This is a genomic window from Mycoplasma sp. 3341 (genome assembly GCF_051549855.1).
In the GTDB taxonomy this organism is placed as follows: Bacteria; Bacillota_I; Bacilli_A; order Mycoplasmatales; family Metamycoplasmataceae; genus Metamycoplasma.
In genome coordinates, this window is the sequence record NZ_CP196080.1 from 425,622 (window position 1) to 450,841 (window position 25,220).

24 protein-coding genes, 1 tRNA gene and 1 rRNA gene are annotated in these 25,220 nt (G+C 31.0%); 1 reads left to right on the plus strand and 25 read right to left on the minus strand.

The annotated features are described in order from the left end of the window. Positions 1-24: 24 nt before the first annotated feature. The 19 genes from ACSH40_RS01960 to rrf form a co-directional block, all read right to left on the minus strand. Positions 25-1,689 carry a hypothetical protein gene (locus ACSH40_RS01960; RefSeq protein ID WP_438341325.1) on the minus strand — a complete coding sequence of 555 codons (1,665 nt, stop codon included), beginning with the start codon at positions 1,687-1,689 and terminating at the stop codon, positions 25-27. 39 nt (positions 1,690-1,728) lie between these two features. Then, positions 1,729-2,610 (minus strand): GTPase Era, encoded by an 882-nt coding sequence (era, locus tag ACSH40_RS01965; RefSeq protein WP_438341326.1) that lies wholly within the window; start codon positions 2,608-2,610, stop codon positions 1,729-1,731. Further along, positions 2,610-3,074: an rRNA maturation RNase YbeY gene (gene ybeY, locus ACSH40_RS01970; protein WP_438341327.1), complete on the minus strand. Its 465-nt coding sequence runs from the start codon at positions 3,072-3,074 to the stop codon at positions 2,610-2,612. Before ybeY ends, era begins: the two co-directional genes overlap by 1 nt. Before the next feature lie 92 nt (positions 3,075-3,166). After that, positions 3,167-4,102: a carbamate kinase gene (arcC, locus tag ACSH40_RS01975; RefSeq protein WP_438341328.1), complete on the minus strand. Its 936-nt coding sequence runs from the start codon at positions 4,100-4,102 to the stop codon at positions 3,167-3,169. A 4-nt stretch (positions 4,103-4,106) separates the two neighbouring features. Next, positions 4,107-5,150 (minus strand): ornithine carbamoyltransferase, encoded by a 1,044-nt coding sequence (gene argF, locus ACSH40_RS01980; RefSeq protein WP_438341329.1) that lies wholly within the window; start codon positions 5,148-5,150, stop codon positions 4,107-4,109. A 191-nt stretch (positions 5,151-5,341) separates the two neighbouring features. Then, positions 5,342-6,661 carry a YitT family protein gene (locus tag ACSH40_RS01985; RefSeq protein ID WP_438341330.1) on the minus strand — a complete coding sequence of 440 codons (1,320 nt, stop codon included), beginning with the start codon at positions 6,659-6,661 and terminating at the stop codon, positions 5,342-5,344. Between the two features lie 70 nt (positions 6,662-6,731). Further along, positions 6,732-7,958: a YitT family protein gene (locus tag ACSH40_RS01990; protein WP_438341331.1), complete on the minus strand. Its 1,227-nt coding sequence runs from the start codon at positions 7,956-7,958 to the stop codon at positions 6,732-6,734. Between the two features lie 24 nt (positions 7,959-7,982). Continuing rightward, positions 7,983-9,431: a replicative DNA helicase gene (gene dnaB / locus ACSH40_RS01995; RefSeq protein WP_438341332.1), complete on the minus strand. Its 1,449-nt coding sequence runs from the start codon at positions 9,429-9,431 to the stop codon at positions 7,983-7,985. A 12-nt stretch (positions 9,432-9,443) separates the two neighbouring features. Continuing rightward, positions 9,444-9,884, minus strand: a complete 441-nt coding sequence (gene rplI / locus ACSH40_RS02000; protein ID WP_438341333.1) for a 50S ribosomal protein L9 — start codon at positions 9,882-9,884, stop codon at positions 9,444-9,446. Beyond that, positions 9,865-11,856: a DHH family phosphoesterase gene (locus ACSH40_RS02005; protein WP_438341334.1), complete on the minus strand. Its 1,992-nt coding sequence runs from the start codon at positions 11,854-11,856 to the stop codon at positions 9,865-9,867. Before ACSH40_RS02005 ends, rplI begins: the two co-directional genes overlap by 20 nt. Before the next feature lie 51 nt (positions 11,857-11,907). Beyond that, entirely contained in the window at positions 11,908-12,459 is a 552-nt protein-coding gene (gene yihA, locus ACSH40_RS02010) for a ribosome biogenesis GTP-binding protein YihA/YsxC (RefSeq protein ID WP_438341335.1), read from the minus strand. 61 nt (positions 12,460-12,520) lie between these two features. Further along, complete coding sequence (rpsR, locus tag ACSH40_RS02015) at positions 12,521-12,775, minus strand: 30S ribosomal protein S18 (RefSeq protein WP_438341336.1); 255 nt, start codon at positions 12,773-12,775, stop codon at positions 12,521-12,523. A gap of 15 nt (positions 12,776-12,790) precedes the next feature. Further along, positions 12,791-13,321 (minus strand): single-stranded DNA-binding protein, encoded by a 531-nt coding sequence (locus ACSH40_RS02020; RefSeq protein WP_438341337.1) that lies wholly within the window; start codon positions 13,319-13,321, stop codon positions 12,791-12,793. 21 nt (positions 13,322-13,342) lie between these two features. Beyond that, positions 13,343-13,744 carry a 30S ribosomal protein S6 gene (gene rpsF, locus ACSH40_RS02025; RefSeq protein ID WP_438341338.1) on the minus strand — a complete coding sequence of 134 codons (402 nt, stop codon included), beginning with the start codon at positions 13,742-13,744 and terminating at the stop codon, positions 13,343-13,345. A gap of 118 nt (positions 13,745-13,862) precedes the next feature. Next, positions 13,863-15,044 carry an acetate/propionate family kinase gene (locus ACSH40_RS02030; RefSeq protein WP_438341339.1) on the minus strand — a complete coding sequence of 394 codons (1,182 nt, stop codon included), beginning with the start codon at positions 15,042-15,044 and terminating at the stop codon, positions 13,863-13,865. 179 nt (positions 15,045-15,223) lie between these two features. Then, positions 15,224-16,027, minus strand: a complete 804-nt coding sequence (locus ACSH40_RS02035; protein WP_438341340.1) for an MAG0110 family membrane protein — start codon at positions 16,025-16,027, stop codon at positions 15,224-15,226. A gap of 2 nt (positions 16,028-16,029) precedes the next feature. Next, on the minus strand, positions 16,030-16,857 hold the full coding sequence (gene whiA, locus ACSH40_RS02040; RefSeq protein WP_438341341.1) for a DNA-binding protein WhiA: 828 nt from the start codon (positions 16,855-16,857) through the stop codon (positions 16,030-16,032). Positions 16,858-16,907: 50 nt separating this feature from the next. After that, positions 16,908-16,997, minus strand: a tRNA-Ser gene (locus tag ACSH40_RS02045). 47 nt (positions 16,998-17,044) lie between these two features. Continuing rightward, positions 17,045-17,149, minus strand: a 5S ribosomal RNA gene (gene rrf / locus ACSH40_RS02050). A gap of 83 nt (positions 17,150-17,232) precedes the next feature. Here rrf and ACSH40_RS02055 point away from each other — a divergent pair. Beyond that, entirely contained in the window at positions 17,233-17,784 is a 552-nt protein-coding gene (locus tag ACSH40_RS02055) for an NUDIX domain-containing protein (protein WP_438341342.1), read from the plus strand. Positions 17,785-17,818: 34 nt separating this feature from the next. On the opposite strand, the gene ACSH40_RS02060 is transcribed toward ACSH40_RS02055, so the two are convergent. The 6 genes from ACSH40_RS02060 to ACSH40_RS02085 form a co-directional block, all read right to left on the minus strand. After that, positions 17,819-17,965, minus strand: a complete 147-nt coding sequence (locus tag ACSH40_RS02060; protein ID WP_438341343.1) for a hypothetical protein — start codon at positions 17,963-17,965, stop codon at positions 17,819-17,821. A 589-nt stretch (positions 17,966-18,554) separates the two neighbouring features. After that, on the minus strand, positions 18,555-18,782 hold the full coding sequence (locus ACSH40_RS02065; protein WP_438341344.1) for a YneF family protein: 228 nt from the start codon (positions 18,780-18,782) through the stop codon (positions 18,555-18,557). A gap of 15 nt (positions 18,783-18,797) precedes the next feature. Beyond that, entirely contained in the window at positions 18,798-19,757 is a 960-nt protein-coding gene (locus ACSH40_RS02070) for an MSC_0882 family membrane protein (RefSeq protein WP_438341345.1), read from the minus strand. A gap of 8 nt (positions 19,758-19,765) precedes the next feature. Next, positions 19,766-21,562, minus strand: coding sequence for a translation elongation factor 4 (gene lepA / locus ACSH40_RS02075; RefSeq protein ID WP_438341346.1), 1,797 nt, complete (start codon positions 21,560-21,562; stop codon positions 19,766-19,768). Between the two features lie 188 nt (positions 21,563-21,750). Further along, a complete protein-coding gene (locus ACSH40_RS02080; protein WP_438341347.1) occupies positions 21,751-23,445 on the minus strand; it encodes a GIY-YIG nuclease family protein in 1,695 nt (564 codons plus the stop codon). Beyond that, complete coding sequence (locus tag ACSH40_RS02085) at positions 23,435-25,180, minus strand: hypothetical protein (protein ID WP_438341348.1); 1,746 nt, start codon at positions 25,178-25,180, stop codon at positions 23,435-23,437. Before ACSH40_RS02085 ends, ACSH40_RS02080 begins: the two co-directional genes overlap by 11 nt. Between the last annotated feature and the right edge of the window lie 40 nt (positions 25,181-25,220).

Genomic DNA, 25,220 nt, shown 5'->3' on the forward strand with positions numbered 1-25,220 from the left:
CGATTTTTGGGCGAATAATCTTTCTTAAGAAACAGTTTTGTTGTAGTATTCCTGAATGATTTTGCTTCTTAGTTTATTGTCAGTAGGTTGATATATGTGGTGGTAAATTTTTGCACCTTGATTTTCAGAATTTTCTTCAACTTTATAGATATCTAACGCTTTTTCATCGTTAGTCATATCTTCATTTCTGAAGTAGTATTTCTTGATAAATTCGTATGTACTTTTAACTGTTGGAGTGTAATTTATTGCATCAAAGTTAATGATTGAATCAGTGAAATCAAATGAGTCTGAAAATACGTCATAGTGGTCTTGGAAAAATTCTTTGTTTATTTCAGAGTTTTCATCTTTAGGATTGACATACATTGCATTTTTGACTGAGTTTTTAACTTCTTCTTCACTCAAGGTATTGCTTTTTTCACTCAAAATTTGCTCCACAACTTTTTTTTCAATTTCTTCGTAGTAAAGTTTTTCTAATTCTTTTACTGAGTATTTTAAGTCAGTGAACAAAATATCAGAAACATATTCAAGGAAATTGTCAGCTTCTTTTTTTGGAGTTTTTGTTGAAATGATTCAAGCATCCAAAAGAAGCATGTTTTCACTTGGACGAATGTATCCTACACTTTGCCCGTCTTCTAACGACGCAAAGTTATCATTTGAATAATATGCATCCAAAACATCACCGTTATACATTAAACCAACATCTAATTTAGTTGAGTCGGGATCGATTAAGTCTGTAACAAGTTGTAATCCATTCGAAATTAACTTGTTATTTTTTGTTTCTTTAAGATCATGACCAGTTGCTTTTTGCACGAATTTAGCAAACATTTCAATTGAATCTTTGTAATTAGTTTCATCAAAAGGAATTAATTGGTGATTTTTATCAATTCATTGCTTATAGTTAGGATCTGAGTGTGAAAGTGAATTTTGATAGAATGAACCTAGCATCAAATTATCTAAAAATGAGTTAGTTCAACCATAATTGTGGTAACCAGCATTTCTTAATACTTGATAAATTTCATTTCAATCAGCATAGTCTTTATTTTTGATTTCAAGCATTTTTTGTTCAACGTTTTCAATGTCTTTAATGTATGTCCTTGATTGCTTATTAATGTTATAAGCAACGATTTTATCTTGGTAAAAGTAAGGGATAACATATTGATAAAATTCGTCTTTTTTGTCATCTCCGTCAACACTGTATCCTACATATTGATTGTTTTCATCAAACAGTAAGTGCGGCTTAGTCTTGACATTCTTAGGGTTTTTCTGCTCAATTTCTCTTTTGATAAAATCATCAAATTTAGCCATATGTTTAACAATGATATCATTGAAAAGTGACAAAATTTTTGCTTTATTTTCTTCTTCTTGCTGTTTGGTTTTTACATCATCTCAGTCTAATATGTTTTTGTTTAGTTTTGAATAATTAATTTTACGAATTTGATTTTGATAAATTAATTGTGCAATTTGATAATCACTACCTACTCCTGCCAATGCTTTTCCTTGGTCTAGAGCACGGGTAAATTCATTAACTTCACCAAATAAACGATATGAGTATTTTTGGTTAATTTTGTGAATCAAATCTTTTGACATGTATGATTCATAATTATAAATACTTGGTTTGTAGTGTGAGCTAATTTTAAAACTCACTCCTAAAATAGCGAAAAGTCCTATGAATATCAAAATAAAAATCATTCATAGTTTTTTGAACTTAAATCGTATCTGTTTCACTAATTAATACCCCATTTGTGTAATCTTATCTTCTTTATCAACTCAGTCTTCACTGACTTTTACTCTTGTTTCTAAGTAAATCGCATGGTCAAAAAGCACTGCTAGTTTTTTTCTTGACTGCATTGAAATATTTTTAATCATTTGTCCACCTTTACCCAAAACAATACCTTTTTGTGAGTCTTTTTTCACAAAAATAGTGGCATGGATTACATAAGGCTTGTCTTCTTTTTCCTCAAAACTATCAATTACAACAGCAATAGAGTGAGGTAGTTCTTGTTTTAAGTATTTTAGAGCAGTTTCACGAATAACTTCCTTAGCAATGAAACGCATTGAAATATCAGTAAATTCTTCTGGATCGTAAAATGGTTCTTGATCTTGTAAACGGTCTGCGAATTCATGTTTAATTAGATCTAAAAGATGTTTGTATGATGAATCAATGTTTTGGCCAACTCCAACAACAATTTCAAAACCAAGTTGTTTAAGTTGTTCAGCTTTTTGGCTTGCTATGTCGTTATCAATTAGATCTAATTTTGTGATAACTGCAACTTTATTTTTAATGTTTTTAATTTTTTCAATAATGAATTTGTCACCCTTACCAATTTCTTCATTTCCTGGTTGTAAAAATAACACTAAATCAACATCTTCGAGTGAGTCATACGAAGCTTTATTAAGTTTTTCATTGAATAAGTGAGTAGCTTTGTGGATCCCAGGAGTGTCAGTAAAAATTAATTGGTAATTTTCGTCAGTGTAAATTCCTTTAATTTGATTACGTGTTGTTTGAGCAACATTTGTAACAATTGCCAAATCATAACCAATTATTGCATTTAAAAGAGTACTTTTCCCAACATTTGGGCGCCCTACAATCGAAATAGTGCAAACTTTCATTATCTGTACACCTTGATTTTGTCCATGATTTTATCAACTAAAGCATTCATTTCCTCTTCCTCTTTTTCGGTTTGATGATCGTATCCAAACAAGTGCATTACTCCATGAGCAAAAATATAACAAAATTCTCTTTGAATTGAGTGATTATATTCATGTGCTTGTTGTCTTATTTTCTCATATGAAATAATAATTTGGCCTAAAAATTTGACATCCATAAAATTCATCTCATCATCGGCAAAGGGAAAAGACAAAATGTCAGTTGGATAGTCTTTGTTACGGTATTGTTTGTTTAATTTGTGCATTTCTTCATTATCAACAATCACTAAATCAACAAACAAGGCTTTTCTAGTTTTTTGAATTTGAGCTGCTGCATCTAGAATTTGATGATATTTTTTTAAATATTTAAATTGGTAATCAGTTTCGTTTGTTAATTCGATCTGATTGATTTGCTCTTGTTTTAACATAAGAAAAATTATAAATATTTACAAGTAAATATTTCAAAAAAATATCAAAAATAAAAAAGAAAAACCAAGCATTTTTAGCTTGGTCTTTGGGCTTAATTTAAAGTGATTTTTGTTCCAGTTTTTTCTGCAATAATGTCTTCTAAATCTTTTAAGTCTCCGATGAATGCGGCTTTTCCGCCTTCTTCAACGAATTTAATAGCAGCTTGCACTTTTGGAAGCATACTTCCAGGTGCAAATTGATTTTCTGAGATGTATTTTTCTAACTCAGCTTTTGTTGCATGTTTTAAAGCTTTTTGATCTGGTTTGTTGTAATTTACCATTACATTATCAATAGCAGTTAAAACTACAAAGTAATCTGCTTTAGCTAGAGAAGCTAATTTTGCTAGAGCGAAGTCTTTATCAATAACTCCATCAACACCTTCAACATCACCATTTTCGTTGATGATTGTAGGAATTCCTCCTCCACCTCCAACGATTACAGTAGCACCTGCTTCAATTGCATTTTTCATTTGCTCAAATCCAACAAATCCTAATGGTAGTGGTGAAGCAACTACTTTTCTAAATCCACGTCCAGCATCTTCTTTAATTATGCTTCCTGGATTTGCTTCTTGTGCTTTTTCTAAACTGTCGTAAAAAGGTCCGATTGGTTTGGTTGGGTTAGAAAAAGCTTTGTCGTTTGCATCAACTAATGTTTGAGTAAGAATGTAAAGAGGTTCGTGCCCTTTTACACCGTGTTCTTTAAATGCGTTAGTAATAGCACTTACCATGTGGAATCCAATGTAACCTTGTGACATTGCTCCTGATTCTGGTAGTGGAATTAATGGAGATTTTGCATTTACTTCATGAGCTGAAACAAATCCGTTGAAAATCATTCCAACTTGTGGTCCATTTCCGTGCCCAATGATAACTTGGTGTCCTGCTTTAACCATTTCAGCAATTTTTTGTGCTGGAATTTTAACTAATTCTTTTTGTTCAGCAGGATTATTTCCTAGAGCATTTCCCCCTAAAGCAATAACTATTCTTGCCATCTTATTAGTATCCGATTGTAGCTAGAATAACTGCTTTAATTGTATGCATACGGTTTTCAGCTTGATCGAAAGCTTTATTGTGTTTTGATTGGAACACTTCGTCTGTTACTTCCATAGCTCCTGTAGCAACTTCTGGGTGTTCTTTTCCAAATTCAGCTTTAATTTTTGCTGAGAATTCAGTGTGATCATCATGGAATGCAGGCAAGCAGTGTAGGAAAATAGCTGTTGGTTTAGCTGCTTTCATCATTGCCATATCCACTTGGTAAGCTCCTAATTGAGCAATTCTTGGTTTGAATAGTGAGAAATCTTCTCCTAGTGATACTCAAACGTCTGTGTAAATAACGTCAGCATCTTTAGCTGCTTCGATTTTGTTGTCACTGAACGAAACTGATCCACCATTACGTGCGAATAGTTTTTGAACCTCGTCGTAAACTTCTTTGAATCCTTCACCATTTTTAACTAAGTCGTGCATTTCTTTTGGTCCGCACATAACAATGTGAGCTCCAACGAAAGCAGCACCAATCATTAATGAACGAGCAACGTTGTTTTTAATGTCTCCAGCGAAAACGACTTTTTTGTCTTTCATGTTTCCTAGGTGTTCTTCCATTGTCATGTAGTCAGCTAACATTTGTGTTGGGTGTTCAGCATCTGTTAGTCCATTTCATACTGGCACACCTGAGTGTTTAACTAGTGCATCAACATCTGATTGTTTGAATCCACGGAATTCAATTCCATCGTAGAATCTTCCTAAAACAGCAGCAGTGTCTTCGATTGATTCTTTCTTACCAAAGTTCGAACCTTGTGGTCCGATGTATGTAACACCTGATCCTAGGTCAAAAGCAGCAACTTCAAATGCACAACGTGTACGAGTTGAGTCTTTTTGGAACATAATAGCAATGTTTTTACCAGTTAAAGGACGTGAATTTGTGTGTAGTCCTTGGTATTTTGACTTTTTAAGATCTTTTGATAGATCTAATAAGTATCTAATTTCTTCTGTTGTGAAATTTAGAGCTGTATCTAAACTTCTTCCTTTCAAATTAACAGGCATTTTGCCTCCTTTAGAAATTTAAAATGTATAAATAAATTTTTAAAAATAGCATATTTATATAAACCATATAAACATACCTTAATTTTACTAGTTTTGAATTTTTTGTCAAATATTTTTGTTGAAAATAATTGCTTGATTTGCTTAAAAATGTAAAAAACAAACAGGACACTTAAGTCCTGTTTGTCAGTATATTAATCAACTGTTTTAGTGTCAAAATCGCCGCGAATGCGCATTATTGGTTGAACGCTTATTCAAGCTTTTGGATCAATTTTTAAAATTTCCTTTTCCAATATTTGTTGTTCTAAGAATAAAGCAATAGTTTCAATTCTTTCTTTTTCCATACCAGTGAATCCGCTACGATCTTTAACAATGTTATAACCGTGTCAATAGTTAATAGCTTTAAAGTGCTCACAAATTTCATTAATTTTGGTTGTATAAATGGTAATTTTGATTTTGCGATATTTAGGATATATAAAGGTAATTAGAAGATTGTAAACTCCAATGTAAAGAATTGTCGAAATAACTCTAACAACAAAAGTTGAAAGATTTCAAGGGTGATCTTTTACTAGTCCACCAAGCTCAACTCCACCAATCATTAAAATTGAAAATCCAGCAAACATGCAAGCTACAAAAAAGCTAACTTTACCAACTGACATTTTCTTTACTTTTGAAATGTAATATATAATAACGTCGCTTCCGGCTGTTGAACCTGAATTTTTTCAAGCAATTGCTGCTGCTGTTCCACCTAGCAGTGCTCCTGCAAGGGTATAAATGATAATAGGTCAAGTTTCAACTGAAACATTGAAGTTTGGATTTAGAGCACTAAATTCTTTTCAACCTTTTAGTGAGCCGCTTGCGTGTATGATGTTGCCACTACTATCTTTTATATCTGAAACTAATTTTCATGATTTTCAGGTTCCAACAATTTTATTACCAAATTCATCAACTTGCACATTATAGAAAGTTCCTGAATAAACATTTCATGCAATGTGGGTTTCATTATTTTGTCCAAGTGAGTGACGGGTATAGTAAATACTAAAATCATTATCTAATCATTCTTTGATTGGATAGTTTTGACCAACACCATTGAATATTAGTTCACTAATTACTTGAAAAATTAGTCAATATGTTGTCAAAATCATAAATAAACGAGAATTTTTCTTTCAAAAAATAATGATGAACGGAAGATTTAAGCACAAGTAAAGTAAAGCAAAGTAACTTCTTAAAAAATCAAGAGTATAAGTTAAAGATTGAATTAAGGCACTGAAACCAGAAGCAACTGTGGCTGCTTTTCCTAAGAAAAAGGCAATCCCAATATTAAATAATAAAGCTGAAATAAACATTCAAGCCAGTTTTTTAGGAAACTTTTTTCAAACATTCAAAAAATTGACATTGTAAGGATTTACATCAAAATAACTAGGTACTTTTTTTGCCTTTTTAGCTTTTTTGGCACTCTTCTTATTTATTTCTTGATTGTCTGCGTCTTGAATTGTTTGCTCTAACTTGCTCATAATTACCTTTCTTACTTCTTAAAAATACTTGAAAATTATACAAAAAAAACATTGCCGTTAAGACAATATTTTAATCGATCGAGCTAGTATTAAATTTTCCTTTAACTTCACTTATCGGAACTACACTAATTCAAGCATATTTGTCCACTGAGTGAATTAAAGAAATGATGAAATCTTTTTCTAAATACAGCGATGTAATTTCAATTCTTCCAATGTCTTTGTGTGTTTTACCACTAGTTCCATAGTAAATATTTCATGAGTGAGCAAAATCTGTTTCACGCAATTTCATTGAAATCTTTTCAAGTCTTGTTGAATATATTTCAAATTTGATTTTTTTGTATTTTGGATAAACTTTATCAACAACAACATTGTATAGACCAATGTATAGAATTGTTGCTATGACTCTAACTATAAATCTTGTTTGTGGCTGATCTTCAACTCTTCAAGGGCGAGATTTAATCAAATTACCAATTTCTAGTCCACCTAACACAATAGTTGAAAATGTGGCAATACACAAGTTGACGATGATTCCAACTTTACCTACCGAAATCTTTTTAACTCTTGAGATATAGTAGATGATAATATTAGAACCAGCAATTGAACCCCCACCTTTTCAAGCAATTCCAGATGCTAAACCATCCAAAGCGGCCCCAATAAATGCATAAGCAAAAATAGGTCAAGTTTGTCCATCGTATACTCCATTTGCTGCTGCTCCATCATAATTAAATGCTCTTCAGTAGGTTTTTGTACCCTCTTTAAGACCATCAATGTGCGGAGAGTAAATGGTAACTTCAGCCTTAATGAAATTATCAATAACTTTGATATTACCGATAATTAACTGGATAATAACTTGGAAAATCATTCAATAAATTGTTAATACCATGAAAAGTCGAGGATTTCTTTTTCAAAAGAAAAAGATGATTGGTAAGTTTAAAAGCACATAGAAAAATCCAAAGTATCTTCCTCAGTCCATTGTATAAGTAATAATTTGTGTAAGAGCAGAAACTCCAGTAGAAACAGCTGCAGCCTTACCTAAAAATGTTCCGACAGCTAGGTTTCAGAAAAATGCCGAAAGAAACATGATAATTACTTTCATTGGGAATTTTCTTCAGACATTGATCATGTTGACATTGTATGGATTCATTATTGCTTTTCATTCAGCATCAGCAAGCTGTTTTTTTTCGCGGTTAAGAATCTTTTTGGCCCTTTTTTCTTCTTTTGTTTTTTTATTCTTAGATTGCGAACTTGAAAGGCTTTGCTCGGTTTTTTTATTTTTTAAAAAGTGTAATTTAGGCATTCATCTCCTTTCATTTATTAAGTTTTAAAAATTATTTTCTTGAGTGTCTTTGTCTTTAAATTTGTTAGCTTCACGGAAGAAAAGAATTTCTGCTTCTCCTGTTGCACCGTTCCGGTTTTTTGCCACAATGACATAAGTTAAAGATGCTTCAAAAGTTAAATTTGAAGAACTATCAACTGTAAGGGTAAAGGTTAGTGGTGATTGCTTTGATGTAGAAGCTGTATCATTAAAATCACCAAGTGAATTTGCTTTTTTATCTAAGCGATAATAATCAGGACGATATAAGAATAAGACACTATCGGCATCTTGCTCAATTGATCCTGACTCACGTAAATCAGAAAGTACTGGTTTTTTGTCTTCACGCATTTCAACTCTTCTTGATAATTGGCTTAGCGAAATGATAGGACAAGCCAATTCTTTAGCTAACTGTTTTAAAGAGCGTGATATCTTAGAAATTTCTAACTGACGATTGTCTGAACTTGTTTTCGAATCAGTAATTAATTGCAGATAATCAATAACTATTAAATCAATCTGCCTCACACGACTGAAACGACGACAAATAGCAATTAAATCATTCAACGTTAAAGCTGATTTGTCATTTAGGTAAAAATGTCAATTTTGAAATTTTTCAGTCGTTGCATCAATCTTGATTCAATCTTCTTCAGTGACGGCACCAGATTTCATATTCGATAACTTTACTCAAGAATTCATTGAAACCATTCTTTCAACAAGCTGCTGGTTAGTCATTTCTAAACTGAAGAAAAGAACAGTTTTATTTTGTTCTGCTACATTACTTGCAATATTAAGAGCAAAAGCAGTCTTACCCATTGAAGGACGCGCAGCTAAAATCACTAAGTCTCCCGGATTGAAGCCTAGTAACAAAGCGTCTAAATTGCGGTATCCAACTTTTAGACCAGTTGATTCTAAATTATTTTGACGTTGGTGCAGAATGGTTGTAGTCTCCTGGACTACTTCTGAAAGGGATTGATAATGAGCTTTATTTTCACTCAGATCAATGTTAATCAAGCTTAGCTGTAATTCGCTTATTACTTTTGAAACTTCCATTGGACTTTGCAAGTTTTGTTGTGCCTTTTCCATCGCTAAAAGTAATTGTCTTTTTTTAGCAAATTCAGTTAATGCTAAAATATATTGCGAAATTAAATCTTTGTATCCGGCATTTTCGATTACATAATTAAAGTAATCTTCACCTTTTATGTCTTCAAATTCGTTTAGTTTTTCATAAATCTTATTTTTGATTAAGAAGGTAGTGATAACTTCAATATCGTACGCTTCATTGATAGTTGAAATTTCACACAGTGCTTTATAAATTAAAAGATTGTTTTTAGAATAAAAAATATCATCAGTGATTGAATCATTGATGTCACTTAAGACTTTGTAATCTCTAATCAAAATTCCTAGTAATGAAATCTCATTATTAAGAATGTTATTTAACTCTGATTCACTGAATGACATTTTTCTCCTTTACTACTTTGCTTCGTTGATTCTTACTTTTAAGAATGCTTTAACTTCAGGGTGAAGAGTAATGGGAACTCCGTGGATACCTAAAGTTGCAATTTTCATTGATGCTAATGAATGAGCTGGAAGTTTAATATTATGTTTTTGTTGTAATTCTTTTTCAATGTTTTTCGTTGTTATTGAACCATGAACTACATCTTTGTTAACTTTTAGCTCAAATTCTAAAGTTACGCTCTCGATTTGTGCTTTTAAAGCCTCAGCTTCTTGAATTCTTTGTTTTTCAGTTTCAGCTAAATTTTTAAGCACGTTTTTTCGGTTTTTTAGAGTTGCATCATTTAATGGTTGGGCATAACCATTTTTAATTAAGAAATTTTTAGCAAAACCATCTGCTACATCGATGATTTCATTAACTTTGTATTTTTGATAAGGTTTAATTATTATAACTTTCATTTTTCACACTCACTATTGCTTGAATTATATTATCGACAAATGTTTCCATTGGTTCATTTTCATCGCTAACGGCTGCTGCAGCTGCAAAGTGTCCTCCTCCATTGACAGCTTCAGCAATAATTTGAACATTAGTATCGATTCCTCTGGCTGACATTTTATATTGTTTCATTCCTGGGATTTTAGCAACCACAAATGCTGCTTTTCTTCCTTGAATTCTTAAAATTTCATCGGCTGCTATAGAAACAACATCGCTTTCCACATCACCTTCATAAGTTGCCAAGAAATATCCTGGTTTTACTTCTCGTAAATTACTCAAAATTTTGCTTACTATTTCATAAACATTTTCATCCATTTTAAGTGTTTCTATACTTGTTGCACTTGAAGCCCCCAGTTCTTCTAAGAAACTAGCAGCGAAGAATGTTCTTGATGATGTTGTTTTTAAAAATCTATTGGTATCCATGTAAATACCATCTAAAAGCATCTGTGCTGCTTCTTTTGTTATTGCTTTTTGTTTATGACTAAACATAATGAATTCAGTCACTATTTCTGATGCACTTGAGGCTCCGGTATCAACATATAAATTCTGTTTTAAAACATAGTCAGGACTACAACTAATTCGATGGTGGTCGAAAACAAAAATATTGTCTTGAGAAACGTTTTTAAAAGCATTTTTGTTTTCAATTCTATCTTCAGTAGCACAATCGACTACTAAAACCATGGTTGAATCACTATTAAGCTTAGTTGCTTGTTTTGGGGTGATAAAAATATTTTGATTTTTGTTTAAATAGCGGTTGATTGATCGCTGACAAGTAGGATCAAAAGTTTTATTTTGAATAAAGGCTCTTTTGTTTAAAGAGTGAGCAATTAGATAAAATGCGTATGCTGAACCTAAAGCATCCAAATCAGCAAGTTTGTGACCATAAATTAAAACGGTATCTATCTTGCTACTACGCATTTTTTCCATCACTTCAGCAGTAAAGTGGGCCATTCTTGTTCTATTGGTAGTGTGAGCAACTTCGTAACGCGACCCAAAATAAATTGGTTTGTTATTTTTTTCAATTACTGTAATCTGATCGCCACCACGCGCCTTAGACTGACTTAAAGCATCTTTAGTTTTTTCAGTTAAATCATTTAACTTTTCTAAGCCATAAGCAAAACCTACTGAAATTGGAATTCTTATATTTTTGTCACGAATATCATTACATTCGATATTAGTCAGTTGTTTAAAGTCTAAAGACATTAATTTTTTTAGTGTTTCATTAGTTGTAATAATGAAAAAATTGTTATTTACATACCGACGATAAACAAAATCATGCTTTGCGGTCAAATCATCTAAAACACTAACTACAGCATTATAAATTTTAAAAATTTCTTCTTCTGAATAAATCGATTGATATAAAGACATATTGTCAATTTCAACTTCTCCAAAAGTAATTTTTTCATTGTCGTAAATTCTAAAAACGTTCAATTCATCAGTCACATCTTTTATAACTGCCACATTCTTAGTCAAGTCTACATTCATTTCATAGTCAAAATCTTCGTAATTTATCTTACGCGAAAATTGCTCTGAATCAATGTTGTCAAAATCGACATAATTTTTTAAATTTTTACCGATTATTGACGAACCGAAACGCTGACTTATGAATTTTGACACTCATATAATTCTGGTTCTTTCGTCAAAAATTACTACTCCTACCCCTTCTTTAGCAATTTCATTTTCAATATGATAATTCAGTGTGTTTTTGATCAAACTATTACGCTGAAAAATGACAATCAAGTTGTAAATTAACAGTCCAAGACTCGCAATCATCATTGCTGAAAAAATTGAAATAAAAACTATGCTTAGTGTTTGGTTAGTGCTATAAAGACTTTTAAAAACAAAAAATAGAATAAAAGGAATAACAAAAAGCAATGTTATTCCCAATCATATTTTGATGTTTTTTCAAGTTTTAGATCTACTCTTTTTGTTCATGTCTATATCTATATTATTATAGTCCAAAAAAGCTGGCTTTTAGTTAGATAACTAAATGGCTATTTTTTCTTTGAGTAATTCTAGATTTTTTTTGTTTTTTGAACTTACAAAAATAATATCCATGTCTCTGTACAGTGTTTGAATATCTTTTTTGGTTTGGTGCAATTGTTTCTGATTCGCTTTGTCGATTTTGGTGGCTACTAACAAGATTTCAAGATTTAATTCGGTGCAATAATCAATCATTTCGCTGTCAATTGGAGTAATTCCAATTTTTGAATCTATAAGAATACAAATCTTAGTTAAATTTTTTGATTTTTCTAAGTAATTGGCAATCATTTTAGAAATATGCACTTGCTCGCTTGCTGACATTTTTGCAAACCCATAACCTGGTAAGTCGACAATAATTTTTTGATTATCAGTTTGAAAATAATTTAATAGTCTTGTGCGTCCAGGAGTGGAAGAAACTTTGGCGATTTTTTGATTTGCTAGTGCATTTAACAGCGAAGATTTACCAACATTTGAACGACCTCAAAAAGCAATTTCTTCATTGTCATGTTGATATCAAGAATCCATTTTGTCAGCACTTTTAATAAAATTTCACATAATATGACTCCTTAAAACTATTTAAATTGTAAAGAAAAAGAGCCGAAAAGGCTCTTAAAAATTATTTTTTGTTAACTTTGTTACTTCCAATGAAAGGCAGTAAAGCAACAAGTCTCGCTCTCTTGATTGCTGTAGCTAAATTTCTTTGGTGACGAGCACATGTTCCTGTAATACGTGAAGATAGAATTTTTCCGTGTTGGTTAACATATTTTTCAACCAATTCTCTGTCTTTGTAATCGATGTATTGGTGATCTGAAAGACAGAATTGACATGGACGACGACGAACAAAAGGTTTTTTAGAAACTACTCTTGCCATATAAAAATCTCCTTATTAATCTTCGTCAAAAACGTTTTGGAAATCGTCAATATCAAAATCAACGTGTTCTTCCTCGTCTTGACTAAAACTTTCATTTTTAAAAGAAGTGTTAGTTTGTTTTTTATCCATTTCGTAGGCATTTTCTAGATTAATTCCTACTCTTTGCTGGGTTTGTTGGAAGCTTGGTCTTGGATTATCGTTATTTGTTTTGTTACGACGTTTTTCAGCAATTTCTCTTGTTTCAAGGAAATCAAAGCTATCAACTAAAACTGAATAGTTTGTAATTCTTTGCCCATTGGCAATTGAAGAAGTTACTTGTAAAGAACCTTCGATGCTTATTAAGGCCCCTTTGTCTAAGAATTTGTTGATGCTTGATGCTGTTATTCCAAATGCAACACAAGAAATATAATCTGTTAGTGGTGGATTTGGTCCGTATTGACGTCTTGTAACAGCAAGTGTAAATCTAGCATACTCACGATCACCAGCTTTAGTTTTTCCACCTTGTGGATCGTCAGTTAATCTTCCAATTAATAAAATTTTATTCATAACACCCCTTATTAGTTAAAACTACTCAGCTGAAGATTCGTTAGCGTCTTTTTTGTCACGTGGTTGTCTGTTTTCCACTGGTCTTCTATCTGCTTGTTTTTTTGGTTTTTGGAACTTTTTAGCTCTGTTAACTTTTGGTTTTCTTTGTAATGCTCTTTCTGTATCTAGATTAATTACTAGGTTTCTTAGAACTTGTTTTTCTAGATTTGCACGACGTCCAAATTCTTTAATTTCTTCGCCTTGAGCATCTACTTTAACAACAAAGTATTGTGCAGTATTTTGCTTTTTGATTGGGTAAGCTAATTGGGTTTCTTCTAACTTAGTAACTTCAGCTTTGTTTTTGAAAACTGAAGATAAAAGTGATGACAATACACTTTCGTTAGCAGTTGAATCCAATAGTACCATAATTTCGTATTTTGCCATTGTTCTCCTTTTGGACTTTAAATTGGATCTAATTTTAGATCAAGGAGTTTAACTTACCTTGATTGTTATTTATAAAAAATAACTATGTTATTATACTTGAAAAAGACTTATTTTAGTGCTACTTTGCTAAGTTTTTAGCATCAGTTGCAATTACTAATTCTTCGTTTGTTCTAATTACATACACAGGAATTTCACTATCTGGTGTACTAATTAAAATGTAATCGTCAAATTTTTGGGTATTTGCTTCACTCAATTTAACGTTATATGAGTGAATTCTGTTGATAATGTTTTGTCTTGTTAGAGGGTCGTTTTCACCAATTCCGGCTGTGAAAACAATTGCATCTGGTTTGTTAGCAATTTTGTTCAAGTAAACCGCTAAATAATCAGCTACTTTTTGGGCAAATAAGTCTAGTGCAAAACGTGCATTTGGATCAACTAATTGTTTTGCTTCTAGATCACGCATATCGCTTGAGATTCCACTTACTCCTAGAAGTCCTGACTCTTTGTTAAGAATGTCAGTTGCTGCTTTTGCGTCAATTTTTAGTTCGTTTGCTAAATATGCTACGATTGATGGGTCTACATCTCCAGAACGTGTTCCCATCATAACCCCTGCTAATGGTGTGAATCCCATCGAAGTATCGTATGATTTTGAGTCACGAACAGCACATAGTGATGACCCGTTTCCTAGGTGTAAACTAACAAAGTTAACCGGTTTTTTATTTAAAATTTGTTCTAATCTTTCAGTCATGTAACGGTGACTAATTCCATGGAACCCATATTTACGGATATTGTGTTTTTTAGCAATTTCACGATTAATTGGATAAACGTGGTTAATTTCTGGAATAGTTGCGTGGAAAGCAGTGTCTGTATTCATTGTTTTCTTTGCATTTGGTAATAACTTATCAAAAGCTTTGATAGCTTGAATTGCTCCTGGGTTGTGTAATGGAGCTAATTTTGTGTATTTTTCAATAGTTTCAACTACTGAATCATCAATTATCATTGATTTCATCAATTCTGGACCAGCGTTAACAACTCTGAAACCAACAACATCGATTTCATCAATTGATTCAATAACGTGATTTTCTTGTCATTGAACTAGAGTTTCACGAACTGCATCTTCGTGATTTTTTAGTCCAATTTTCTTTTCAAATTTTTGTCCCTGGTATTTGCAAATTAAATTACCATCAATATTAATTCTTTCAGCTAATCCTGAAGCAATTAATTCTAATTTATCTTTTGTAAAAAGTGATCACTTCATTGATGAAGAACCAGCATTAATAACAAGTATTTTTTTGCTCATATAATATTCCTTAAAAATGTGTTTTATAAATACTTTTTAATTATAAGACTTTTAATTTTTTTTAACTTAGAAAGTCAATAGTTGATTTGAATTAAAATTTTTTTTGTGAAACCAAACTACTTTAGTCATGTTTTTGGAAAGTAAAAAGTAACAAAAAGACAGGTAAAACCTGTCATTAATTAACTTTTTAGATAAGAGAACAAGCTAAGTGTTTGTAAAGTCAATGAGTATAAATTGGTGTACAAATCAAAACCAAAAAATAGTCCAAGATTTCACATGCTAACGTTGTCTAAGTTATTCTTAGTAGATTCAGTTGCTAGTCTTATTGCTCTAAAGTTGATACCTATTGATATTGTTGCAATAACAATAAATAAAACTGATAGGAGAGAATAAGCTTTTTGATTTCTAAAAACAGTGAACATTGTTGTTATCATAACTATAAAGCTAGCAACTAGACAAACAATTATAATAGGTCACAGTTTTTCAAATTTGATTATTCCGAAATATCCTAACAAACCAGTTACAACAAAAATTGCAAATGGTATTAAGAATGAAAGTGTTAGTGTTGATCCATCAAGATAACCACTTCATTTCAAAAAGGTGGCCATGATAGTCAAAATTATGGTTGAAGATGCTACATAAATTGCATACCCAACTGCAAGTCATACTGTTTTGATACTACCTAATTTTTTAATATTAAAGAACGATCTAATAACTATTGATACACCAATCTGAGCTGCTAAAGCAATTAAAATAACTAATCAAGGTTGAAAAGTATCTTTGCTTTCAGGCCGAACAATTAATTTTCCTAAAGCCGGAATGTATGAAAATAGTCCGGCAAATAGAAAAGTGATAAAAATCCCCAAACTAAATCAAAGCAAACTTATTGAAAGTAGTTTGTTTTGTTTCTTTTTTAACAATTTAGTTGCTTCTGATTGAGCAAAATAGTTAGTGTTATCATCAATTCTTGAACCAAAATCCATGTTTATCCCTCCTGATTATTTAAGTAAATTTTTGATAGCTTTTTCAAATAATAATACAATGTTGATTTTGACTTTAATTCGCCATTTTGCGACATTAGCAAAACTAAGTCACTTAGACCTAAATCTAAATTTTGTTTTTTCAGTTCGAAAAAGTCTAACATATCTTGAGTAAATTGGTTAACTAAATTATTATCCAAAATGAATTGATATTGCACTAAAAAATCAGTATTTTTGCTCGCAAGTCTTTGCTGGTTGTAAAAATCAAAATTAGTTAAGCGATTAACTGCATTAGTATAGTCACGATTGATTTTGGCTTCCTCGAACTTCATGTAAGCATTAATTGCACCTATTGCTTTAAGAAAATCGCAAATGCTTTCTACTTTTTTGATGTATAGAATAAATTGTTTTTTTCTTTCAATTAATCGAAAACAAATGTCGTATTTTTCCAAAAAATTCTGAATCATTTTAGCTTTTTGTTGGCTTGAAAACTTAACTTCCAAGTGGTACATGGTTTGACTTACATCACTAACACTGCCTGTCAATAGAAAAATAGCGGCAAAGTAATCGTTTTGTTTGACATAATTGGCTTTTTTAATATCTTTTGGCACTACAAAACTAATTTGATTTTTGCGTGGTTGACTATATTCAATTTGCAAAGTTTGTAAAATTTGAAAAACAAATTGTCTTATATATTCTTTATTTATTGTAAAGAAACAGTTTTCATCTTTTTGTGTTGCTAAAAAGCCGTGAATAAAATTAACGGCAACATTTTTAGTGATTTTTCTACTAATGATTTCTTGTTTAATTTCCGATGTAAATGTTTCTTTCATTTTTTACTCCACTAAAATTTTAGCCTTGCAATTGCAAAAGTAATAAAAAATGGCCGGTAGTAAGGGATTTGAACCCTTGAATGTATTGCTACATTATTTGTTTTCGAGACAAACCTCTTCAGCCACTCGAGCAACTACCGACATATATTTGTAAATTATAGTTCAATACTTAAAAAAAGATAATAAAAAAAAGCGACGCCCTATTTTCCCTTGGAGGTATCGTCGGCGCTGAAGGGCTTAACTGCTGAGTTCGGAATGGGTTCAGGTGGACACCTTCGCTTTGGTCGCTACGTTTATATTCTAGCACAAAAAAATATTATTTGCAATTTTTTATTTTTTGTTTTTCGTATTCTATTTAGTTCATAATTAATGGATATGAAAAAAGATAAATTATTGCATGATGCCTATTGATTATCCTTATACCAAACTGACAAAGGTTTTGTTTATGCCCAACGTCGTAATGTTAATTCAGTAGCGGTTTTATTATTTAGAAGAAAAGGAAATAACGAATTTGAATTTTTAATTCGTTATCAACCTTTGCCTGAAATTGTTGAAAAACAAAAATGAGATGATTGCTTCCCTTGCCCAATAACTGGTGGATTTGAAAACAATGAAACTGATAGTTTGAAAGTTGCTATTCGTGAAGTTGAAGAAGAAGCGGGATTTGTTGTTAACAAAAATAATGTTTTTGAAACTTTTAAGTTTTTAGCTTCAACACAAGCAAATGAAATTGTTTTTGGTTACATTTTTGATGTTACCGGCTTACAGCAGCATGAAGCTTTAGGGGATGGAAGTATTTTCGAACAAATAAGTTACAACCGTTGAGCTAGCGAACAAGAATTACAAAACATAATTAATAGTGGAATGGTTCTTACTGCATTAGTGCACTGCTATTATTTCTTCAAACAAAAAATGAACTTAATATAATAAAAAAGGCATCAGTCATAACAACTGAGGTTTTTTACATTTTGTTTCTGAATTTATGTATTGCCACAGTTTCATTTGCTATTAATGAAACAGTAAGAATTAATGTAATGATTGAAACTTTTATTAAAGTAGTGAAGTTATTTATTTCAACTATTAAAGCTATCAAAAACAATACTCTCATCACATGAGTACTGGATCTAGAAAATTCATTTTTAATGAAATGCTTTTTTATTAGCTATTTATAACTTGTAGCAAATTTTTTGATTCTTTCTCAGTCATGGAGTCGAAATTTCAGTACTATTAGTATTGCATGTGCTAATGTTGTTCAAGTGACAGTTGTGATTCACTCACCTTTTGTTTGTAAAGTTTAAAGCTCAAAATTTTGGCCACGCATTCAATCGTTATTGATAATACAACAAGTGTAATACTTGAATTTAGTAAGATTTAGAACTATTTTACTTGTTTGTTATCTCTCTATAATATACGAAAATACAACTAAAAATAAGTGTAGTACTGGTTTTAAATAGGCCTTTGCAACAAAGAAATAAGTGAAACCACTGCTCGAAAACAAATAATAGAAAACATTCAAAGCAGCAAATAATTCACTCTAATTTGTGTCTTTTTCTTACATCCAAAATTTTAATGGTTGCAAGGAAGTAAAAGATTTTTCCAAACAAAAGCCAGTCATAGTTCAATAAGAAATTCAAAATTTGACTCAAAATTAGCAAAATAAAAGCACCCAATTTCTAAGTGCTTGTGAAAAGTTATTATTATTTTGCTTGTTTCATTGAACGCATTACTGCCTTAATTTGTGCTTCAGATGGTTTTCTTCCCATTTGCATAAACATAGCACGAATTTGTTTTTCACTAATTGGCGGATTTTCTTCTAATTGTTTTTTAATTTTTCTTTGTGATATTCACATACCCAAAAAACCACCAATTAAAATTCCTAATGCCACCATTCCTAGTGCTAGTGCAATGATTGCTCCTGTTGACATATAAACTCCTTTTCGCTACTTCTTTCTTCTAATAATACGTGTAGCAATAAAATATATTATAAATGGTAATATTAGAACCACTAATATTGAAATTATAAATATCTTCATTAACGTAATGTTATATTTACGTTTTTCTTTTGCAATTTCATTGAAATTAAAGGCCCCTAAACCCATAAAAGATTGAATAGAAGATATTTTTATTTTTCTTAAGATTGAAAAAACAATATGGATTAAAACAACTACTGCGATAATTGCAGAGAACAGTACAATTCATAAATTAGTGTTAGGGAATGAGTTGTGAATTCAAGTTTTGAAATCCAAGACATATACCTGCGAACCATCAGCCCTAGTTGCACCATCAAATTTGATTCATTGAGCATCCTTCAAAGCTCAGAAAATAAGAGTGAAAATACCAAAATAAAATACAAAGGCGATTGTAATTCAATTATGTGTTACTTGGTTAAACATTAGTTTGCGGTATAGTAACAAAACAAATGCCGGAACTTCTTGTGTACCTTTATTAATGGCATCACGATACTCATTGATGCTTCTTTTTAAATTCACTAAACTAATTGCATCAATTATTAATTTTCAGGTCAATAGTATTGAAGCAATTGCTAGTAAAACGTATCAAATTCAAGGTGAAGAAGGATTTGGATTTTTCTCTGTTGCCTCGATGAAAAGTGTTGGCTTAAACGCAAACAATAAGCACAAGATAAAAGCAACAAATAAAAGCAAAGATACACAGATGATATTAAAAGTTTTAACTCTGATTTGAGAATTGAAAACACGCATTATTCCATTAGGTATGACACCTTTTTTATCAATTCTCTTTGAACTTTCAAATGTTTTTTCTTCAATTGTTGTGTTTAGTAATATTGACTGAGTGTTTTGTAATGAAGCACTATTGTTAGGTAGTGCATTTTCGGTCTTAATATTGTTGTTCGAATTTTGCCCAAAAGGTTTTAATCCCATTCTTTCTCCTATTTTTTCGATGTGTCTGTTTTCAATATTGCTAAGAATGCTTCTTGTGGTACTTCGACACTTCCGATTGCTTTCATTCTTTTCTTACCTGCTTTTTGTTTTTTCAGTAGTTTCTGACGTCTAGTAACATCTCCACCATACAATTTAGCAGTAACGTCTTTACGATATGCCTTAACAGTTTCTCTTGCAATAATTTTACCACCGATAGCAGCTTGAATTGGAACTTCGAAGTTTTGGCGTGGAATTACATCTTTAAGTTTTTCACACAACTCACGACTACGCACATATGCTGAATCACGGTGCACAATCATAGCCAAGGCATCAATTTTTTCACCGTTTAATAAAATGTCAACTTTTACTAAATCACTTTCTCTTAATCCGATGAATTCATATTCAAATGATGCATACCCTTTTGAATAAGATTTCAGTAAATCAAAAAAGTCAAAAATTATTTCATTTAGCGGCAATTCATAAATTAATCTACGGCGATTATCATCAATATATTCAAGGTCAATATATTTTCCTCTTTTGTCTTGACACAATTCCATAATTGCACCTAAGTAATCTTGTGGTAGAAAAATACTTGCTTTTATATAGGGTTCTTCAATCGTTTCAATATAGTTTCTGTCCGGCAATAATGATGGGTTAGTAATATTTAAGGTTTCACCATCAGTCTTAGTTACATAGAATTCAACGCTAGGAGCTGTCGCGATAATATCTAGACCGAATTCTCTTTCTAAACGTTCTTGCAAAATTTCCATATGAAGCATTCCTAAGAATCCAATTCTAAATCCAAAACCCAAGGCTTTTGATGTTTCAGGTTGATAGCTAATACTTGAGTCAGATAGAGAAATTTTTTCTAAGGCATCTTTTAAATCATTAAAATCACGAGTATCAACTGGGTAAAAACCAGTGTAAACTACCGGTTTCAGTTTTTTATATCCCGGCAAAGGCAATGGAGAAGGTCTTTTAGCCAGTGTTATTGTATCTCCAACTTGAATATCTTTAGCGTCACGAATAGAAGCAGCAATTCATCCTACTTCCCCAGCTTCTAAATGTTCCTTTTTAATTTCCTTTGGAGTTCTAATTCCTAATTCAGTCACGTGGAATTTTTTGTCATTATGCATTAGTAAGATTTCATCACCGACTTTTAAAGTTCCGTTAAACAAACGAACTAGCAAGACAACTCCACGATATGGGTCAAAGTATGAATCAAAAATTAAGGCAGTAAGTTCCTTTTCAGGATCTGCTTCTTTTGGAGCGGGAATGCGACTAATAATGGCATCAATAATATTTTCAATCCCTAGTCCAGTTTTTGCTGAAACTAATATAGCATCACTAGCATCGATGCCAATAACATTCTCAATTTCTTTTTTTACCATTTCCGGATCAGCTGAAGGTAAATCAATTTTGTTAATAACAGGAATAATTTCTAAATTGTGTTCAAGTGCTAAATAAACGTTGGCAAGTGTTTGAGCTTCAATACCTTGGGTTGCATCAACTAATAACAAAACACCCTCGCAAGCTGCTAGCGAGCGAGAAACTTCATATGTAAAGTCAACGTGGCCTGGAGTGTCGATTAAGTGAAAAATGTAATCCTTGTACTTAATTTGGACTGCATTGAGTTTGATTGTAATTCCTCTTTCTCTTTCCAAGTCCATTGTGTCTAAGTGTTGTGCTTCAAGATCTCTTTTTTCAATAGTCTCAGTTATTTCAAGAATTCTGTCAGCTAAAGTACTTTTTCCATGGTCGATGTGGGCAATAATTGCAAAATTTCTTATTTTGTTATTAGTCATAGTTTATTAATTTTATCAAAGAGCGCCATTTTTTTGTGTGTTTATAAAACACATAAAAAAGAAGTAATATTTTTTAGCAAACATCTTAATATAAAAAGATACTTATTTTGAGTGCTTTTTTCAGTCTTTTTTAATTCAAAATATGAATTAAAAAGAAGGCTTGTTTTTAGCCTTCTATCATTTATTGATTACTCAAAAATTTCTTTGATTTTGAAAGCTACTGACTCAGAAACAACTTTTTTCAATTCTTCAATCGAAGCATTGTAAATTGCTGAATAAGAACCGAAATGAGTCAAAAGCTTTTCTTCAGTTTTAAAACCTACACCAGGTATTTTTAATAAACTTACTTCTAAACTTGAAGAAATGGATTTTTTTCACTGATTTGCTTTGGCATATCTGTCAACTTCTTCCTGAATGTTGGCAAGGAAATTGTACAAATCGATATCATCTATTTTTATCGCTAACTTGTTGGCATTTATTATGTGGTCAGTTTTGTGTTTGTCGTTTTTTACTAAACCTATCAAATCGACATCTTGTCAATTGTTTTTGGCTAGCACCTTTTTAGCCTCATTAATTTGGGCAACGCCGCCATCTACAATCAATAAATTTGGTTTAGGGCCATCTTTTGTCATATCAACAAATTTTTGAACCCCTTGTTTCATATACTCAACATCTGCCTTGCGATAGTCGACCACTTCCAAATTAAACTTACGATACTCACTTTTGTAAACGTTTCCATCAATAATTCTAATCATTGCACTAATAGGATTTTGATTGCCAAAATGAGAGTTGTCAAAAACTACGATGTCTCTCGCTGATTTGATGTTGAGTAGTTTTTGTAATTTTTCAACGTTAGCAACAGTTTTAGTTTCATATTTGTTTAATTTTTGAATTTCATTGTCAGCTTTTATTTCGACATTAGTTTTGACATTTTCCATAATTTTTTCAAACTGACCTTTTTGCGGATATTGACTTTTGATTTCATGGCTTATGTCAAAATCAAAATCTTTAAGTTCAGGATTAAAAAATATTGTTTTTGGTTTTTGGTTTTTGGCATAAAAAGCATTTAAAAATGCATTGATGGTTTCTTCGAAATCAAAAACTATGTTAAGAGCACCAGTTTCGCTATTTAATAATGTTCCGAAGCGATATACTTGAATTCCTCAAACTGCATACTCATTTTTTCTTGCGAAATAAAAAATATCAACATCTTCATAATTTTGCAATTCAACCAACTGTTTATCTTGAATTTTTTTAACAGTTTCAATCAGTCTTTTGTAGCTAGCGGCTTCTTCAAAACGAAAATTATATGCGCTTTCTTGCATATTAGATTCTAATTGCTTTAAAAAATTCTTCTCTTTAAAAAGTAAAATCGATTTTATTTTATTAAAAGCATTTTTTCAATATTCATAACTTTCATTTTCAATCAAAAAACCGTTTCGATACAAAACTTGACTTTCTAAATATTTTCTTAAATCACTAGAACCATATCCTGGTGGTAATGGTCCATAATAAATTGTGTTTGGTTCTTTTTTGTATTTTCAGGCAATTTGAATATTAATCTTATTAGTTAAAGATATTTTAAGATATGGATATTTTTTATCATCTAAAAGCAAGATGTTATAACGCGGTCTGAACTTGGTAATTGATAATTGTTCATATAATAGGGCTTCTTTTTCATTTTGAAAGGTAACAAATTCAAAAGAAGCAATTTCTTCAACTAATTTAGTAGTTTTATAAGAATTAAGAGCACCTAAAAAATACTGACGCATTCTTTTGTAAAGATTTTTTGCTTTACCAATGTATATTATTTCGTCATTAGAATTTTTTCAAAAATAAACTCCAGGCAAATGTGGAATGTCGTTTAGGTCGCTAATTGTCATGTTGTCTCTTTAATAAAATTAACAATGATTTTTCACAACTAGCTTTAAATTTATCATAGTCAACATTTAAGCATTTGGCAGCTTTAATAATCTTTCTTTTTCGTTTAGTTTTGTCTAAATAATTCTTGTATTGTTCTACTAGCTCATTTTTTTGTTTGTGAGATTCTGAGTCATTATCTGAGATTAATCACTCATTTTTTAAGAGTAATTCAACAGCTTTTTTAGAAGATTCTTTTAGATCGCTTAAAAGTACTTTTGCATTACCCCTATCCATGATGAAGAAAATTATTAATGCAAGTAAAATGAAAAAAGCAAAAATGCTGCATGAAATTACTCATTTTAAATAACTTAAATTTGGGTAATTATCATCAATGAAAGATTGTGACACCTGAGTAAAAGTCGCACCTACAGCAACGTTTGTCAAAATTGAAAGTGTTGAAACTGCTCTTGAACTACGAATATCCCTAATAAAACGATTATTGTCTCGAAGAATTTGATCTATTTTGTCATGGTTTACTGTGATTCTTGATTCTAAACTATCGATTATTGATTCTCTTTCTAAAACATCGTGAATTTCTTTCTTTATTTTTTCAATATAGAAGTCACTATAAAGTCTTTCATAAAAATGCTGTTCGCTATTGTCATTAGACACGAATCCAAATTCAAGAGTGCTTAGTGTTTTGTGAATTTTTAGAGCATCAAAACTACCTGTTTTATCAACCAATTTATTATTTACATTTTTGTTTTTACCAAGGTTAGAGGATTTCACTTTCTTAAACGAAGATATAAGATCGTCTAAAATATTTAGCGCTTGAGTGTAGCCTCATTTTTGCACTAAAGCAATGATAAACAAAATTTTATAATCACTTTCAAATATGTTGTAGTGCGTCGAATGTTTTGTCTCATCCAAAGAATAAAAATATGTAATGATTGAATGAGCCTTAGTAATTATCGCCTCTTTTGTGTTCGCTAAAACTTCTGTATTTCCTGGATCATAATTTCAAAAATTTCATGCCATCATACGAGCATCTTCATTATTGTGATCATTAATTGACTCTATATCTTTTGTTACATTTTTATTGACATACACAAATGCATAAGTAAAAGCATTTCTCACATAAGTTAATATGGTATTTAATTGATTATTATGTTCATTTTGTTTTTTTTTATTTTTTTTATCAGCAACTCATTCCTGAAACTCTTCTTTTAGGCTGTTTCTAAACAAAAAGTTTTTTGCAAAAACATTATTTATAAGAAAATTTTGAAAGTTTATGTAATCATGATTCTCTTCATCAAATAGAAATTCACGCGTTGCAGAAGGACTTAAATCATTAAGAATCGATTTTTGTGCTTCTTCGATACTTTCGTCGATTTTATAATTTGGGAAGTCAAAAGTAGCCTTTATCACTATGAAATTTACATCAGTTATATATCGTTCTAGCCTAAATTCATAGTGATAAGTATATTCAGTTCCATTGTAGCTATTTTCACCTTTTAGCACATTAATAACTTTAGTTCTTTTAAAGAATTCCTTGTTGTCTCCATTGTCTGTAATAAACTTTCGCAGTGAATTAGTTAAATAATAAATATTATCTTGAAGATCATGCACTTCATACTTAGATTCTTTGTCTTCTTTCAATTTTATATAGTCACAGCTATCAAAATGAATATATTTGTATACAACTAGTTTTTTTGCCTTGTCTTCTGTCTTATTATTTTTTTCATTTGTTGTCATCAAAAACTCCTATCTTGTTGCGTTTAAGGTAAAAAAGACT